The sequence below is a fragment of the Pantoea folii genome, from assembly GCF_056678875.1.
The window spans coordinates 160,214-176,309 of record NZ_JBWXON010000005.1 but is presented as its reverse complement, the minus strand read 5'-3'; the positions used below and the strand labels follow the sequence as shown (position 1 = coordinate 176,309).

The window sequence follows — 16,096 nt, the reverse complement described above, 5'->3', positions numbered from 1 at the left end:
GCCAGCGCACACCACTGCAAGCGATTAAAACGTTTCCCAGTTACTGTCGCTGACTGGTGAAGTCACAGCTTTACGTGGTGCACTCAACACCGGCGGCGCGATCTGCGGATGGCGCACTTCGGCACTGGCCATGCCAGGCTGTACTGCGCGTGGCACCCGAAATACCGCCACCGACTGGCTCAGGCGGCTGGCCTGCTCTTCCAGCGAAGCCGCTGCCGCAGCAGACTCTTCCACCAGCGAGGCGTTCTGCTGGGTCACGCGGTCCATTTCCGTCACTGCCTGACCGACCTGGTCGATACCGCGACTCTGTTCATCAGACGCTGAGGCGATTTCGCCCATAATATCGGTCACACGGGTGACCGCATTGACGATCTCACTCATGGTTTCACCGGCGGTGCCCACCAGCTGCGAACCGCTGTTGACGCGATTGACAGAATCTTCAATCAGACCCTTAATCTCTTTCGCCGCCTGGGCGCTGCGCTGTGCCAGGTTGCGAACTTCACCTGCCACCACCGCAAAGCCACGCCCCTGCTCGCCAGCACGCGCCGCTTCCACCGCTGCATTCAGCGCAAGGATGTTGGTCTGGAAGGCGATACCGTCAATCACGCTAGTGATATCAGCGATCTTCTTTGAACTCCCGGCGATATCGCTCATGGTGCGTACGACGCCTTCCACCACGTTGCCGCCCTTCTGTGCGGTTTCAGAGGCACTCAACGCCAGCTGTGACGCCTGGCGGGCGTTTTCGGCGTTCTGTTTCACTGTGGCGGTCAGCTGTTCCATGCTGGCTGCGGTCTGTTCCAGCGAGGCAGCCTGCTCTTCCGTACGAGCGGAGAGATCGTTGTTACCTGCCGAGATTTCACTCGCGCCGGTGAAGATGGCATCAGATCCGTCACGCACGTGACTGACAGTACGCACCAGCGACTGCTGCATGTCATGCAGGCTGTTCGCCAGTTGGCTCATCTCATTGCGGCCTTCAACGCTAATACTCTGGGTCAGGTCACCCTGCGCGATCGACTGAATGTGGGCAATGTTAGTGTTCAATGGATTAATCAGGATGCGACGCAGGTTCACCCAGCACAGTCCAATCACCACTAATACCATCACCATGATAGCGCCCAGAATCCAGCTCATGCGGCTGAAGGCATCGGCATTTTTTTCCTGGCCTTGTGCTGCCAGTTTCGCCACATCCGCACGCCAGTCGGTGTAAGTTTTCAGGAAGTTACTTTGGCTCGGTGCTACTGGCACGCTGCCCGCTTTCGATAAATCGTTGGCGAGAAGCGCATCCTGCATCTGGCTTAATGCCGTGGCGTAAGCGGTATAGCCCTCATCCAGTTGACCTGTGAGTTCCTTATTTTGTCCCGGTGTATCCGGAATCGCTATATAGAGTTTGAAATTATCCGCTGCTTTTTGCTGGAACTGTTTGCTGTCGTTGAACAGCCCCTCAATATCCGGCTCTTTGTTGGCCAGTTTACTGGTGGCGATACGCAACTGGATGCGCGTCAGTACTACACGGCTCTGGTTGAGGCTCATGTAAGCATCATTCAGCGCCGAAAGGTTTTGGCTCGCTAACTGCGACACATTGAAGCTGGATTTGTCGTCGTTTAAGGCTTTGAGGAATATGGATCCGGATATGACCTGCAGCAGGCCGAACATCAGTAGCACCACCAGCAGACTGGTGACGACGCGAATTTTTTTTAACATAGATAGCCCTGGGAAAAGTAAGTAAATGGAACGCAATATTTATCGGCGGGCGAGGCAGGGAGTTTAATGAAAGTTGTGTGAATAAATATTGTTATTATCTGATTTTTATAGGAATTATTTCAGAGCGGAATTATCACGGGCCGATGCTGCCAGCCCGTGATTGTCGATGATTACGCGCTACGCAGCGTATCCACCAGCGCCATCTCTTCGCTGCTCAGCAGCTTCTCGATGTCGACCAGAATCAGCATACGTTCGCCCAGTGCGCCGAGGCCGGTCAGGTACTCGGTGGACATGGTGACCGCAAATTCTGGTGCCGGACGAATCTGTTCCTGCATCAGAGACAGCACGTCAGACACGCCATCCACCACGATACCCACGACGCGGTGCTCAAGATTCAGCACGATCACCACGGTGTTTTCGTTGTACTCCACATCCTGCTGCGCGAACTTCACGCGCAGGTCGATGATCGGCACAATCACGCCACGCAGGTTCGTCACACCCTTGATGAATTCTGGGGTGTTGGCGATACGCGTTACCTGATCGTAACCCCGAATCTCCTGCACTTTAAGAATGTCGATGCCGTACTCTTCGTCACCCAGGGTGAAAACTAAGAATTCCTGGCCCACGGTTTCGCCAGCGATTTTGGTCACGGTTGCCATGTCAGTCATTTTTTTGCCCTTTATTTATCTATTACGCTGCGGCACCGGCCACACGCTTTTCACGGTTCAACGATTGCAGTGCAGAGACATCCACAATCAGCGCCACACTACCATCGCCGAGGATGGTGGCGGCAGAAATGCCCGGCACTTTGCGGTAGTTGCTTTCCAGGTTCTTCACCACCACCTGATGCTGGCCAATCAGCTGATCCACCAGCAGTGCATAACGACGGCCTGCGCTCTGCAGAATCACCACGATGCCCTGGGTCGCATCGGTTTTGGCATTCTGCACATCAAACACATTCCACAGTTCCACCAGCGGCAGGTATTCACCACGCACTTCCAGCACGCGCTCGCCACCGGCCAGCGGTTTCAGCTCTTCAGCGGTCGGCTGCAGGGATTCCATCACCGCGTTCAGCGGCAGAATGAACACTTCATCCGCCACGCGCACTGACATGCCATCAAGAATGGCCAGCGTCAGTGGCAGCAGGATGCGAATAGTGGTGCCTTTGCCCTGCTTCGAGGAGATTTCGACGTGACCGCCCATCTCCTGAATGTTTCGTTTTACCACGTCCATGCCCACACCACGGCCGGACACGTCAGTGACCTGCTCCGCCGTTGAGAAGCCCGGTGCGAAGATCAGCATGCCGACTTCTTCATCGCTCATGCTGTCGCTGACCGGCAGGCCAGAGGACAGGGCTTTCGCCAGAATACGTTCACGATTCAGACCGGCACCGTCATCGATCACTTCGATGCAGATATTGCCGCCCTGATGTTCCGCTGACAGCGTCAGATTGCCCACCGCTGTTTTGCTCGATGCCAGACGCTTCTCTGGCGTTTCGATACCGTGGTCAAGGCTGTTACGCACCAGGTGCGTTAACGGATCGATAATGCGCTCGATCAGGCTCTTATCCAGTTCAGTAGAGCTACCCAGCAGCGTCAGCTCCACTTCTTTGCCCAGCTTGCTGGCCAAATCGCGCACCAGACGTGGGAAGCGGCTAAACACATACTCCATCGGCATCATACGAATCGACATCACCGACTCTTGCAGGTCACGCGCGTTACGCTCCAGCTGGCCCATGCTGTTCAGCAGGTCGCCGTGAGCCACAGGATCCAGTTCGCCAGAACGTTGTGCCAGCATCGACTGGGTAATCACCAATTCGCCGACCAGGTTGATCAGCTGATCCACCTTCTCAACCGCAACACGAATACTGCTGGATTCGCTGGTTTTGGTCGGCGCTGCCGCACGTTTCGCTTCACGTTTGGCTGGTGGGGTGATGTCGGTTACGGTGGCAGTTTGCACCGGTGCAGGGGCTTCCACTGTAACGGCTTCGGCAGGTGCTGCTGCGACGGCGGCCGCGCCTTCCGGGAAGTGAATCTGCGCTTCATCAATCACAAAACAGAGCACCGCAACGATGTCGTCTTTACCAACGCCATCAATGGTCACTTCCAGCGAATTGGTGCCTTTCACCACGTTGGAAACAGTGCCGAGATTACCCAGCTCCTCCAGCATCAGTTCCGGCTCTTTCTCTTTCAAATCGATTAGTTGCAGGCGTAAACCCGCTGCTGATGCTGGGGCGGCGGCGATCTCTACCACGTCAGCCACTTTCGCCGGCTCGGGTGCGATTCCTTTGGCTTCCAGCGCCAGCTGACGCAGTGCTTCGCAGATATATTTGAAGTTTTCTGCGTTGGGTTCCTGCGCCGTTTTATAGGCATCGAGCTGTTCTTGCATAATATCTTTGGTTTCCAAAAACAGGTTGATGATGTCGGTGCTAAGCTGCATTTCGCCGCGGCGCGCACCATCCAGAATGTTTTCCAGGATGTGGGTGGTTTCCTGTAAAACCGTAAAGCCAAACGTACCGGCTCCGCCCTTAATGGAGTGGGCGGCGCGGAAGATGGCATTCAACTGCTCGGAATCGGGCTCCTGGGGATCCAATCCCAACAGGTGTTGCTCCATATCCGCTAACAGCTCATCGGCTTCATCGAAAAACGTCTGGTAAAAATCGCTGATGTCCATGCTCACGGGATCACCTCGGCTGTGAGGGTTGGTCTGGTGTCACCGCGCCTGCCGCTGGCTGCGCTGCTGGTGCAGGCGCCACCGCACTGGCCGGCGAAGCCGGAGTAGCGGTAGAACTTGCGGGTGCAGCAGATGCAGCGGGACCGGTCGGTGCGGTAATGTCGGGAATAATTTGTGCCGGGTCAGTTATCTGCGCGGCATCGCTCTCAGAGTTCTCTTTCTCTATCGCAGCCTGGGTGTCATGGTTCAACACCAGCAGACTGATACGACGGTTTACAGCATCGTTCGAACCACGATTCTTTAACTTCATGGTGTCAGCCATGCCCACCACGCGCAGCATTTTGCCCCCATCCAGCCCGCCAATCACCAGTTCACGGCGTGAGGCATTGGCACGGTCGGCTGAGAGTTCCCAGTTACTGTAGCCGCGATCGCCCGTCGCATACTGGAAGTCATCCGTATGGCCAGCCAGGCTGATTTTGTTCGGAATATCATTCAGAACCGGCGCAATGGCGCGCAGGATGTCACGCATGTACGGCTCCACTTCTGCGCTACCGGTTTTGAACATTGGGCGGTTCTGGCTATCAATAATCTGAATGCGCAGCCCCTCTTCCACCATGTTGATGATTAGATGCGGACGCAGTGCTTTCAGACGCGGATCGGCTTCAATCAACTGGTCCAGCTTTTCGCGCAGACGATTCAGACGAATCTCCTCCAGCTTTTTCTTCTGCGCATCCATATCGACCACTTTCTTCACTTCGCCGTCTTTACGTGTTGGATCATCACCGCCACCGGGAATCGGGCTTTCGCTGTCGCTGCTGCGCTGGCCACCGGTCAGCGCGACTTTCAGCGGTGTACGAAAGTATTCTGCAATCTGAATCAACTCTTTCGGGCTGGAAATTGAGAGCAGCCACATCACCATAAAGAACGCCATCATCGCCGTCATAAAGTCGGCATAGGCAATCTTCCACGAGCCGTGACTGCCATGATGACCTTTATGTTTGCGCTTTTTAACCAGCACAATGGGGCGATTGCCTGCCTTCATGAGTTCTGATCCGAGGTTTGTTTCGCAGGATTTTTCGCGTTACGCACATGTTCTTCCAGCTCGGAGAACGACGGACGCTCAGCGGAATACAGGGTTTTACGCCCAAACTCCACGGCGATCTGCGGTGCGTAACCATTCAGACTGGAGAGCAAGGTCACCTTGACGCACTGCATCATTTTGGTAGTTTCAGCACACTTCTGACGCAGCACTGACGCCAGCGGCGAGATAAAGCCATAAGCCAGCAAGATACCAAGGAAGGTTCCCACCATGGCGTGTGCGACCAGCGCGCCCAACTCTGCTGCCGGGCGATCGGCTGAGGCCAGTGCATGTACCACGCCCATCACCGCCGCTACGATACCGAAGGCAGGTAAGCCATCGCCCATGGCCGATATACTTTGCGCCGGCACTTCACACTCGTGCTCGTAGGTCTCGATCTCTTCGTCCATCAGCGCTTCAATTTCAAACGCATTCATATTTCCGCTCACCATCAATCGCAAATAGTCGGTAATAAAATCCACCAACTGTTTATCGGACAAAATACGCGGATAGTTAGCAAAAATTTCGCTCTGGCTGGGATCTTCAATGTCACGTTCTAATGAAAGCATGCCTTGCTGACGTGATTTCGCCATCAGGCGATACAGCAGTGCCATTAAATCCATGTATACAGCTTTGTTATATTTCGAGCCGCGCATTAACATTGGCAAGGCTTTTAATGTTTTCTTGATCGACTTGCCATTGTTGCCCACTAAAAAGGCACCAATACCGGCACCGCCGATAATAATCAGCTCGGCAGGTTGATAAAGCGCCCCCAGATGGCCACCGACCATCATATAGCCGCCCAACACGGAGCCGACGACCACGATATAACCCAGAATAATCAGCACAAAAAATCCTTACGTCCGTAACGTGTTGGTAGAAGTTAAGCCAGAGAGCCGCAGGTGTTATTCGTAAATCGTGGGCAAAAAAAAGCAGCGGACTAAGCCGCTGCTGGATGTTTTCCACGATGCGAACAAACTTAAACGGCGCGTTTAACCTGTTCATCCAGCAGTTGTGGAAAGGTATCGGCAGAATCTGCAGAAAGTTTACGTCTTTTTACGGCACGTGATGGCGGCTGGCACAGGCTGCAAACAAAGCTGCCAACGGGCTGATGAGCGTGATTAATAAAGCTCCCGCCACAGCATTTACAGTCAGACAATTCCAGCATGCCGCTTTCAACGAATCGCACCAGGGTCCATGCACGCGTCAGCGCCAACAGCGGGCCCTCGTCCGATTGCGGACACTGCTCAAGATACAAGCGATACGCTTTGATGACCGCTTCAACACCATTGCTCAGCCCGGTTTTCAACAGGAACTGCCAGGCATTACAGAACATCGATGAGTGAATATTTTGTTCCCAGGTCATGAACCAATCGGTTGAGAATGGCAGCATGCCTTTCGGTGGTGGTGCACCACGCAGCTCTTTATACAGTTTAATCAGGCGACCACGGCTCAGCTGGGTTTCGCTTTCCAGCATTTGCAGTCGTGCGCCCAACGTAATCAGCTCCATGGCCAGCTGAATATCGCGCGCTTCCTGAACAATACTTTTCTCGGTCATTAAACCGCCCTCTTCTTCGCAGAAGCATCATCTTTTGACGCGTTCCGCAGTAAACGGCTGGATAATAAAATGCCGGTGTGGATTTGCTGCAGGTCATCCACGCGTGATTCTTGAGTCAAACGATTAATATGGTTGTGATCGGTAAAACGGAACTGGCAAACCAGTTGATTGGTTTCCGCTAATTTTACCATCTCAGGCAAGGTTAATTGCGACAATGCATCTGCCATCGATTCATCGATGCCTAAACGAAACATTGCTGAAGCTTTTTCCTGGTTAATTAAACGCTGAGCAAGAAGCAAATATGACAGATTGATGTCATATATATGTTTTAGTAATTCTGATGTACCCATTTTTTTCCATCCTGATAGACGCGACACATATACGGCCACAGAATTAAAAGTTCTATGGTTCGGGTTGCTGGTTGGTAAATCTAAAGATGGCAAAAAATAATCAGGCAAAGCCAACGTGTACTGAACTGTTTCACTTCCCGCCGGGACACTGATCAGTAGTAGTCAAAACTCCAGGCCAATCTTTTCTTGAGTTGTAACCATCTTCCGTGACGTCTGCTTACAGTTTTTTAAGACTAATCCGAAAACAACGCAAATCTATATCGTCTGATTTCTACATACAACGTGAGTGGTGCGAAATTTTAGATAAAGTGTGATCTACGTCACACTTTTAAGGCAAATTTTTTCCTGGAAGCTTCAGAATTGCTTTTCTGTTGTACGTTTTTTGAGCGAATTTGAATTATTTCGCTAATATTTCACTCTAAAAAGCCCCTTTTTAGCCTGTGTGGTCGATTGTCATGACAACGCGATCTTTTATCTGTTTAGTTGGTTTTAAATGGCGATATGCAGCCACTTAAAATCATAAAGGCAGCATAATATGCTGATTTTGGTAAAAACTATTTGCTTCTAAATTAATCACTTACAGGGAATATTGCTGAAATGCACTACCACCATGATGATAGATAAGCGTGAAGACTGGACGCAGCGCGCCTGGGAACTGTTAGGGCTTTGTAGGGAGTGTTTAGCGAACGGCAGTGGATGTAACAGTGCGTTACATTAGTTATATGAATGAATTGGGGATTTGACGCATTGATTTGAGATAACTATCGGCCTGACCAACCAAACCTTTAGAGCCGACATGAAAAAAAAGCTTTTTTCACGTTCGATTGCACTCTTTTTAACCAAAACGTGCGATTTTAGCTGCCGTGTCAGGCAGTTACTTCTTAAGGAAATGAAAACGATTTCGCAGGTTTAAGATGGGCAGTGAAAACGGTGCGCAGCATTGCGCACCGGAAAGCAGATTTAGGCGAGTTTCGGGAAGGTCGCGACTTTATTGGCGATACCATGATCGGCGCTGCGCGCAGGTAATGCATTTAAATCACGCAGGAAGCTCTCACGCCATTGCGTAATATCCTGCTTGCGCAACACCGCCATCATGTCGTTGTAGCGCGAGATGCGCTCGGTGCGCGGCATGGTGAGTGCCCTGTCGAGTGCGGCAGCCACTTCATCACGATCGTAAGGATTCACGATCAATGCCGATGTCAGTTCGTTCGCTGCCCCAGCAAAGCGTGACAACACCAGCACGCCCGGATCGTCCGGGTCCTGCGCGGCAACATACTCTTTCGCCACCAGGTTCATGCCGTCACGCAGTGGCGTGACCAGACCCACATCGGTTAAGCGGAAGATTTTCATCAATAGGCGGCGATCAAAGTGCTGGTTCAGATAATAGAGCGGTGTCCAGCCGAGCGTGCCGTACTTGCCATTAATACGCCCCGCTTCCGTCTCTAATTGATGGCGAATATCCTGATAAGCCTGCACATCGCCACGGGACGTCGGCGCGATTTGTGAATAACGGATATTGCCGCGATGCTGCGGGAAATTCTCCAGCAGTGCCTCATAAGCCAGAAAGCGTTCCGGCAATCCTTTTGAATAATCGAGCCGCTCGCTGGCAATAATATTTTGTACATCGCCCAGCTCACGTTTCATCGCCGCCATTTTCGGTGGCAGATGTCCTTCGGCCATCTCTTTGATGCTATCCGGCTCAATACCAATCGGATACACCTCCGTCATAAAGGTATTGCCAAAGGCACGGTGTTTCTTCTCGCCTTTATTCTGCAACTGCGTCAACTGGCTGAGGCTATCGAGGAAGGCTACGCGATCGGACTCGGTCTGGAATCCCAGCAGGTCGTAATCGCACAGCATCTCCAGCAGTGTCTGATGCGGTGGCAGAGCATTGAAGATCTCCGGCGTCGGGAACGGAATGTGCAGGAAGAAGCCGATACGATTGTTGACGCCCAGTTTGCGCAACTCGGCCGCAAACGGCAGCAGATGGTAATCATGGATCCACAACACATCGTCAGGTTGCAGCAGCGGCTTCAGGCGCTGGGCCAGCAAGGTGTTCACACGGCAATAGCCATCCCATGCTTCGCGCTGATACTGCACTAAATCCAGACGATAGTGGAAAGCCGGCCAGATAACGGTATTAGAGAACTGGCAGTAGTACTGATCATAATCGTTCTGATTGAGCGGCAGTGAGGCATAAGTAATGCCATCCTGTTCAATCTGCGAAAGTGGCTCATCCTCTTCCTCGCCAGAGAATTCACTGATTTCTCCGTTCCAGCCAAACCACAAGCCTCCGGTGGTGCGTAACGCGTCCAAAATGCCCACCGCAAGACCCCCCGCGCTGGCTTTGCCTCCATCCGGAATGGCGATACGGTTAGATACCACGACTAAACGACTCATAACCTTGACTCCTTACCGACGATGTCATGTTCTAGTTGTAATAATAGTTGCGCCAGCCAGTGCCATACCGCATCAACGCTGTCGAGACGGTAGCGCGCATGGCTGGCGCCTTCTCCGACCTTGACTGAAATGCCCTGCATGGCGTTAACGGCGAGAAATCCTTTTTCATCGGTCAGATCGTCACCCACGAAGACCGGAATGCGGCCAATAAAGGGGGCTTCTTGCATAAATTCACGTACCGCAGCACCTTTATCGATGCCCTGCGGTTTTAGCTCCACCACACACTTGCCCGGCTGTAGTGCCAGCGCAGGAAAGCGCGTCACGGCGTCTTCCGCCAGTTGCATGATGGATTTTTCGTACTCGGGCGCGTTGCGATAGTGCAGCGCAAACGCCATGCCTTTCACTTCCAGCAGGGTGCCTGGCCATTGGTCGAGTGTTTGCTGCAGTTCGGTTTGCAGCGTTTGCGCAATGTCGCCAGGCAGCGAATGCCGGTGCACGTGCCCACTGGCGTCACGGCGTTCCGCACCATGCACGCCCGCAGCGGGCGCTTCCAGTGGCGCAACCAGTGCATCCAGTTGCGCAATCGGACGGCCCGATACCAGCGCCAGGGCGCCATGACTCAGATTGGAGATTTGTTGCAGATGCTGGCGCACCGATGCGGGGATGGAAACCGACTCGGGTTGCGACTGAATGGTCGCTAGCGTGCCGTCGACATCAAAAAAGAAGGCATAAAGACCGCCACTTAATGACGGCAAGGTGCTGTTCTGATTAACCGCAGGGGTCACGTCTCCTCCTGTTCATTAGGCTTTAACAGGATGTTCGAAGTCAGGCTGAGTGTTTTCAGTCGGATGTCTGGACTGAGGCGAGGAGATTGAGCCAAAAACGGGGGACTGCGATAGGTAACTCTCCACAAACGCACAACTTTATAGCCAACACAGCAACCTGACTGCGAACATCATCAGCATTAAGTCTAGACGGAGATCACAGTTTTGCCAGGCACAGTGGGTTAATGCATGAGAAAAGTGTCTGTTTCAGGTCTTTGCAACGGCAAAAAATCGCCCCCTTTCCTTTTATAACGCTTCGCTTTTTTAAGACCTTAAATTTTGCCCGCCCTCTTTACCTGGTGACGCCTCATTTACCAGATTTTCCTTACTTGCATCCGCGCCGCCGATTGGCTTATGGTGCGGTTACCGCGCGATTCAAGGCGGAAAAAAGGCCGATAAAGGCCCATATCTGCGCCAAATGGCGCTTTCAGGCAGGCATTCAGGACGATGAAAATCCGATCAGGTTCACACTTTTGCGATGTCATGGCGGGTAACAGCCTATGATCCCCCAGAGCTACAGTCAGCGCGTGCATTTCTATTACTGCATCCTGGTGGCGCTGAAGATCAATGCAAAAACGCGCAAACCCGCCGGCGTGCGTGGCAAGAATAACTTTCTGCTGAAATGGCTGCGTAACGCGCAGAACAACACCATTTTCCATCCCGACATCACCAGCGAAATTGAGTGGCTGCGTGGCAAAATTATCAGCTCCGGGCCGGATGCCGATTTAGAGCCGATGCTGCAATACGTTTATGAGACCGCCAGGCGCGCTGAAACCTTGCGTTTAGGCTCTTAGCTCCCTTACGTAACTCTACCAGGTTGCCTAAGTATTCAACCGAATTTTTCTCGTGATTGGCCTTTCTTATGATGCGTTCTCTACCTGATAAAGAATGAGAACGGAATCATATGAAACTTAATGCGTTAATCTTTGCTATGCCAATGCTGTTTGCTGCTGGCAGCGCTGTTGCAGCCGAAACCAGTGAGGGCTATTACACCTCTGCAAAATATCTGCAAAGTGAACAACGTGCCAAAGAGATGGATACCAGCGCACGTCCTGGCGTGGGGCAATTTGTTGCAGGCAATGAAAAGGCACATAACGGCGCGGCAGCGCTTGCAGCCGGTTATCAATGGGGCAATGGCTGGCGCACGGAAGGCGAATATACCTTTGGTCAGAAATCCGAATTCACCAGTGGTTCATCGGCTTTCACTTCCAGCTATAACCATCTGCAAACCGATGTCCAGCGCTTGATGCTGAACGTGTATCGTGACTATCAAATCGGCTATAACGTTGCGTTGTACGGCACCGCAGGCGTCGGCGTCAGTAAAATCAAAGCAGGCGGTTGGCAAGGTAACTCCTCTCGTCAGTATGCTTCAACCACGCAAAACAACCTGACCTACAGTGTCGGCGCCGGTATTAGCTACACGCCGATTGAGCAGGTGAGCCTGGACCTTGGCTACCGTTATGTGGATATGGGCAAAATAGAGAGCGGATACAATACGTTCGGGAACGCTCGTGGCCTTAAAGATGAGCAAATGAAAGCACATCTGGTGGAAAACCAGTTTGTTCTGGGAGCCCGTTATTTGTTCTGATGCCTTACGCATCCCTGCGCTCTCCAGTCGGAGGGCGCATCACTATTCTGATTCCACACTTAGCATGTGTCGGAACCGTCTCTCCCTGTTAAAGTACCCTGCTGAAAAGTCAGCGATGGAACGTTTGGCTGCACGACCATCAATAGGGACGGATAACAGGACATCTTACATGAATTTCACCATACGCAAGGCTCAGGCCGAGGACGCGGAACTGCTTCATCAGCTGGGACGCATGACCTACAGCGCGCATTTCAAACATATGTGGGTTTCAACCGACGAAATGGATGCGTTTATCGATAAAGAATATGGCCTGACGGTGCTGCAGAGCAGCCTCGCGGCAGAAAACGAGAGCTGGCTGATCGCCGAGACCGATCACCCGGTAGGTTTTGCCAAGGTCACCTGGAATACACCGGTTCCTGATTCCGGCATGACGGGCGCCATGTTGAATAAGCTCTACCTGAATCCCGATCAGACCGGTAAGAACTTCGGCAAAATCATGTTCCAAAGCATCATCAATGAAGCCCGTGAGAAGCAGGAAGGTTACATGTGGCTGGAAGTGATGGCTGAAAACGTGCGTGCACGTAAGTTTTGGGAAGCCTTTGGCATGCAGCACATCAAAGACATCCCGTTCGTCACCGCCTCGCAGCGCAGCACGCTGCAAATTTTGGGTATGGTGATCTAACCCGATAAGGCGCCGCGAACATCGATTTCGCCGCGCCCTCTCCGCCTTTATCTGCGTTCATCCCCGTCTTTACCACTTATTCAGATTTGTTCTAACGATATAATCAGTTTTTCTTTCAAGCCATCTCTCCGCATCATAACGGCAACACAGGAGGCGTTATGGCTGATATCTCTCTACACAAACACTCACAGGGCATGGCGCATTTCGCGCCCGGTTTGCTGCTTACGGCGGTCATTGCGCTGGCAACGGCATGGCTCGGTAATCTGCCGTCGGTCGCGCAGCTGGGGTTAGGCGCCCTGACGCTGGCCATCATCGGCGGGATCATTCTCGGCAACACGCTCTACCCGACGGTGCACGGTCACTGCGACGCGGGCGTACAGTTTGCCAAACAGAAACTGCTGCGTCTCGGCATTATCCTTTATGGCTTCCGTCTCACCTTCCAGCAGGTGCTGGATGTCGGCGTCAGCGGTGTGGTGATTGATGTACTGATGCTGACCAGCACCTTTACCCTCGCCTGCTGGCTGGGACGTAAAATCCTGAAACTGGATCGTGAAACCGCGTGGTTGATTGGTGCAGGTAGCAGTATTTGCGGTGCCGCCGCCGTATTGGCGACTGAACCGGTGATTAAAGCCGAATCGTCCAAAGTGGCGGTGGCGGTCGCGACTGTGGTGATCTTCGGTACACTGGCGATTTTCCTTTACCCGCTGATTTGGCATAGCGTTTCGCCATTACTGCCGGGCCTGAGCCTGAGTGAATTTGGTATTTACACCGGTTCGACCATGCATGAAGTGGCGCAGGTCGTGGCGGCCGGACATGCTATCAGCCCGGAAACAGAAAATGCGGCGGTGATCGCCAAAATGCTGCGCGTAATGATGCTGGCACCGTTCCTGGTGGTGATCGGGGTGATGGTACGCCGCAGCGCACCGGCCACCAGCGGGGAAAAACAGCGTATTACTTTCCCATGGTTTGCACTGGCGTTCATTCTGGTGGCGCTGTTTAACTCAGCGCATCTGATTCCCGCCTCGGCGATTGCGGTCATTAATCAGCTGGATAACGTGCTGCTCGCCATGGCGATGGCCGCACTGGGTCTTACCACCCATATCAGTCAGCTGAAACGAGCCGGTCTTCGTCCGCTGCTGTTAGGGTTGATGTTATTTATCTGGCTGATTGTCGGCGGCGGCGCGATTAACCTCACCATCCATCATTGGCTTGGATAACTTATTTGCCGCCCGACCGGGCGGCAAATGCCTTATTGTTTGAAGTGTTTTCGTGAATAGATGGCTGTCTGTCTGCGGCTTTTAATACGAAATTTCGCATGGGAGATCACGGTCATCCACTTTGGATCGACCTTGTTGGTCAAATAGATATTCAACTGATCCAACAGTGCCTCCCAATTCTTCGCCTGCCAGGCTTTATCACTACCAAGACTCTCCTTCATTCGCTGAATAAGGCTATCCACCCTGGCCTTTACATCACTCAGCGTTTCTCCGGCCTGATGTGCTGCTGCTAATTTCCGGATTTCGGTGGCGTAATAATTGATATCGATCTCGTTTTCGCGCACGCGAACCTCTGCTTATTATTGGTCCGTAATATTACAGTAACCTAAGTCTGCGAATTAACATAATCGGCAATACCTCTCGCCGCTTCGCTATTCTTACACACCCATACTATTTTTCAGCAATAGCGCGCAATATTCGTGCGATCGGACAATTAAAAACGCCGCCTGAAGGCGGCGTTTCCAGGGCTTGGGTCGTAATATAAAATGGGGTTTCATTATTTTTTCGAAATCTTAACGCATTTCTTTCAGTTACCCATCAAACAAACAGACCCACGAGTTATCAGTCAATTGACGAACATCCACTGACTTACGTTCACTCTTTAATCGTGAATTCCAGCTCACTCAGTTTTTGATATTCCTTCGCCAGCTTTTTAAGTTGCGCCGCACGCATTTTATCCGCACGCGCCAGGGCTTCTTCTTCGGTTAACTGAAACTCTTTTTTCTTAAAGAACTGCTCAAAGTTGTACTCACGATCGCGACGCTGTACAAATACCTCGCCATCGTTTTTGAGTTCGCCTTCTGCGATGTAAATGCCCCGGGTTAATGCATATTTTGTTATATAGGCTTTTGTCATGCTGTCCTCTCATCTTGCTTCGTCAGTTAATTAAAGCAAAATCGCCGCGTAATTTACAGCGCCTTGAAGAAAAAACAGTCTATTCCTGGATTGTATTGCCATTGATTTAATTAATGTTTTAATTAAACCGAACGCAAAGGCCAAGCGAAGACATTCATCTGGTATGGTGGCAATTAAAAGCGCAGCGTGCTTTTAAGATTCCAGTAATGCAAAGCCATCCCATATGAATTTCCCGCTCAGCGCCTCAAATGATAGCTTTCATTTTTTCTGGATATTTTCCCAACTCAACCCAAAGCGCATAAGGTATTTACGTAAGCGATCGGCATCATTTGGCTGTTTTTTATGCTGCCGCGAGACCGCAAATAAATGTCGGCCCGCTTCAGATAATGTTGTGGTGTGTTGGCAGACTTCCAGCACGGTTTCGAGTTGTTTTTGATCGAAGAGTCATTTAGCAGAAGCAGCAATCATGGCGTTGAGGTTCTTGCAGGGGCCAGCAAAGCCACAAACTCACATACTCAGTAAAGCGTACCCCCGATTTTGCAGCGTGGTCATCGTGGTGAGTGCGGAAGGTGTATGGATCACTGAATCTGCAATCCATTGAGGTTCGTAGTGATGCCATGCAAGCGCCTGATCGCACACCGTGACTTTAACGCCCTGCTGCTCCAGCGCCGATATCAGCGCAAGGTTAGGATTATCCACACCAAACAGCTGTCGAAAGCGGGTGTTTTCCAGCATCGCGGGCGTCGCTTCGCCATTCACCGCCACCACAAATTTTAGCTGCTGTACCGGCACACCGGCCGCCACATAGGTATTCACCACTTGTGCCACATGCTCCAGCGCCGGATTAACCTGACTGCGCTCTTCCGCGCCACGACTGACTTTGAAGACCACTTTGTTACTCAACGCACTGCTGGGCTGAAATGCGCTGCTGGCGTCATAGTGCACTTTGCCGTAACCGGCAATAGCGGGCGTGGTCCAGTTGATGGCGGGATCGGAAGCTGGGGCACTCACTTTCGGGGCAAAGAGGGTTTCATTTTGGCTGAGTAAGGCACCACACACCCCACCCGCTATTGCGACAACTGCGCTAATCACCACTGAACGCATCTCTTT

17 protein-coding genes and 1 pseudogene are annotated in these 16,096 nt (G+C 52.1%); 5 read left to right on the top strand and 13 right to left on the bottom strand.

Annotated features, from left to right (window positions below; translation table 11 throughout):
* Positions 1 to 24: 24 nt before the first annotated feature.
* The 9 genes from AC1MDE_RS08660 to otsB form a co-directional block, all read right to left on the bottom strand.
* Entirely contained in the window at positions 25 to 1,701 is a 1,677-nt protein-coding gene (locus AC1MDE_RS08660; RefSeq protein WP_480344476.1) for a methyl-accepting chemotaxis protein, read from the bottom strand.
* Between the two features lie 170 nt (positions 1,702 to 1,871).
* The gene (gene cheW, locus AC1MDE_RS08655) at positions 1,872 to 2,369 is read right to left on the bottom strand and encodes a chemotaxis protein CheW (RefSeq protein WP_034821837.1); all 498 of its coding nucleotides are present in this window, start codon (positions 2,367 to 2,369) and stop codon (positions 1,872 to 1,874) included.
* A gap of 22 nt (positions 2,370 to 2,391) precedes the next feature.
* Entirely contained in the window at positions 2,392 to 4,374 is a 1,983-nt protein-coding gene (cheA, locus tag AC1MDE_RS08650; RefSeq protein WP_201785664.1) for a chemotaxis protein CheA, read from the bottom strand.
* A 10-nt stretch (positions 4,375 to 4,384) separates the two neighbouring features.
* The gene (gene motB / locus AC1MDE_RS08645) at positions 4,385 to 5,416 is read right to left on the bottom strand and encodes a flagellar motor protein MotB (RefSeq protein WP_034821843.1); all 1,032 of its coding nucleotides are present in this window, start codon (positions 5,414 to 5,416) and stop codon (positions 4,385 to 4,387) included.
* Positions 5,413 to 6,300: a flagellar motor stator protein MotA gene (gene motA / locus AC1MDE_RS08640; RefSeq protein ID WP_034821846.1), complete on the bottom strand. Its 888-nt coding sequence runs from the start codon at positions 6,298 to 6,300 to the stop codon at positions 5,413 to 5,415. Before motA ends, motB begins: the two co-directional genes overlap by 4 nt.
* Positions 6,301 to 6,431: 131 nt before the next feature.
* The gene (flhC, locus tag AC1MDE_RS08635; RefSeq protein ID WP_034821849.1) at positions 6,432 to 7,010 is read right to left on the bottom strand and encodes a flagellar transcriptional regulator FlhC; all 579 of its coding nucleotides are present in this window, start codon (positions 7,008 to 7,010) and stop codon (positions 6,432 to 6,434) included.
* The gene (gene flhD / locus AC1MDE_RS08630) at positions 7,010 to 7,360 is read right to left on the bottom strand and encodes a flagellar transcriptional regulator FlhD (RefSeq protein WP_034821852.1); all 351 of its coding nucleotides are present in this window, start codon (positions 7,358 to 7,360) and stop codon (positions 7,010 to 7,012) included. Before flhD ends, flhC begins: the two co-directional genes overlap by 1 nt.
* A 960-nt stretch (positions 7,361 to 8,320) precedes the next feature.
* Positions 8,321 to 9,760, bottom strand: a complete 1,440-nt coding sequence (gene otsA, locus AC1MDE_RS08625) for an alpha,alpha-trehalose-phosphate synthase (RefSeq protein ID WP_160868190.1) — start codon at positions 9,758 to 9,760, stop codon at positions 8,321 to 8,323.
* Entirely contained in the window at positions 9,757 to 10,545 is a 789-nt protein-coding gene (otsB, locus tag AC1MDE_RS08620) for a trehalose-phosphatase (protein WP_034821859.1), read from the bottom strand. Before otsB ends, otsA begins: the two co-directional genes overlap by 4 nt.
* A gap of 224 nt (positions 10,546 to 10,769) precedes the next feature.
* On the opposite strand from otsB, the gene AC1MDE_RS08615 reads away from it, so the two are divergent.
* From AC1MDE_RS08615 to AC1MDE_RS08595, 5 genes are all read left to right on the top strand, one after another.
* On the top strand, positions 10,770 to 11,078 hold the full coding sequence (locus AC1MDE_RS08615) for a hypothetical protein (protein ID WP_480344475.1): 309 nt from the start codon (positions 10,770 to 10,772) through the stop codon (positions 11,076 to 11,078).
* Positions 11,079 to 11,084: 6 nt separating this feature from the next.
* On the top strand, positions 11,085 to 11,378 hold the full coding sequence (locus AC1MDE_RS08610) for a hypothetical protein (RefSeq protein ID WP_202403471.1): 294 nt from the start codon (positions 11,085 to 11,087) through the stop codon (positions 11,376 to 11,378).
* Between the two features lie 110 nt (positions 11,379 to 11,488).
* The gene (locus tag AC1MDE_RS08605; protein WP_480344474.1) at positions 11,489 to 12,172 is read left to right on the top strand and encodes an outer membrane protein; all 684 of its coding nucleotides are present in this window, start codon (positions 11,489 to 11,491) and stop codon (positions 12,170 to 12,172) included.
* Positions 12,173 to 12,341: 169 nt separating this feature from the next.
* Positions 12,342 to 12,854, top strand: coding sequence for a GNAT family N-acetyltransferase (locus tag AC1MDE_RS08600; protein WP_034821865.1), 513 nt, complete (start codon positions 12,342 to 12,344; stop codon positions 12,852 to 12,854).
* Positions 12,855 to 13,012: 158 nt separating this feature from the next.
* Positions 13,013 to 14,071 (top strand): YeiH family putative sulfate export transporter, encoded by a 1,059-nt coding sequence (locus AC1MDE_RS08595; RefSeq protein ID WP_479398351.1) that lies wholly within the window; start codon positions 13,013 to 13,015, stop codon positions 14,069 to 14,071.
* Positions 14,072 to 14,103: 32 nt separating this feature from the next.
* On the opposite strand, the gene AC1MDE_RS08590 is transcribed toward AC1MDE_RS08595, so the two are convergent.
* The 4 genes and pseudogenes from AC1MDE_RS08590 to AC1MDE_RS08575 form a co-directional block, all read right to left on the bottom strand.
* A complete protein-coding gene (locus tag AC1MDE_RS08590; RefSeq protein WP_058959704.1) occupies positions 14,104 to 14,415 on the bottom strand; it encodes a hypothetical protein in 312 nt (103 codons plus the stop codon).
* A 310-nt stretch (positions 14,416 to 14,725) separates the two neighbouring features.
* The gene (locus tag AC1MDE_RS08585) at positions 14,726 to 14,986 is read right to left on the bottom strand and encodes a hypothetical protein (RefSeq protein ID WP_058959703.1); all 261 of its coding nucleotides are present in this window, start codon (positions 14,984 to 14,986) and stop codon (positions 14,726 to 14,728) included.
* 258 nt (positions 14,987 to 15,244) lie between these two features.
* Positions 15,245 to 15,430: pseudogene (locus AC1MDE_RS08580) on the bottom strand (sigma 54-dependent transcriptional regulator); the annotation flags it as partial.
* 63 nt (positions 15,431 to 15,493) lie between these two features.
* A complete protein-coding gene (locus tag AC1MDE_RS08575; RefSeq protein ID WP_480344473.1) occupies positions 15,494 to 16,090 on the bottom strand; it encodes a DsrE family protein in 597 nt (198 codons plus the stop codon).
* Between the last annotated feature and the right edge of the window lie 6 nt (positions 16,091 to 16,096).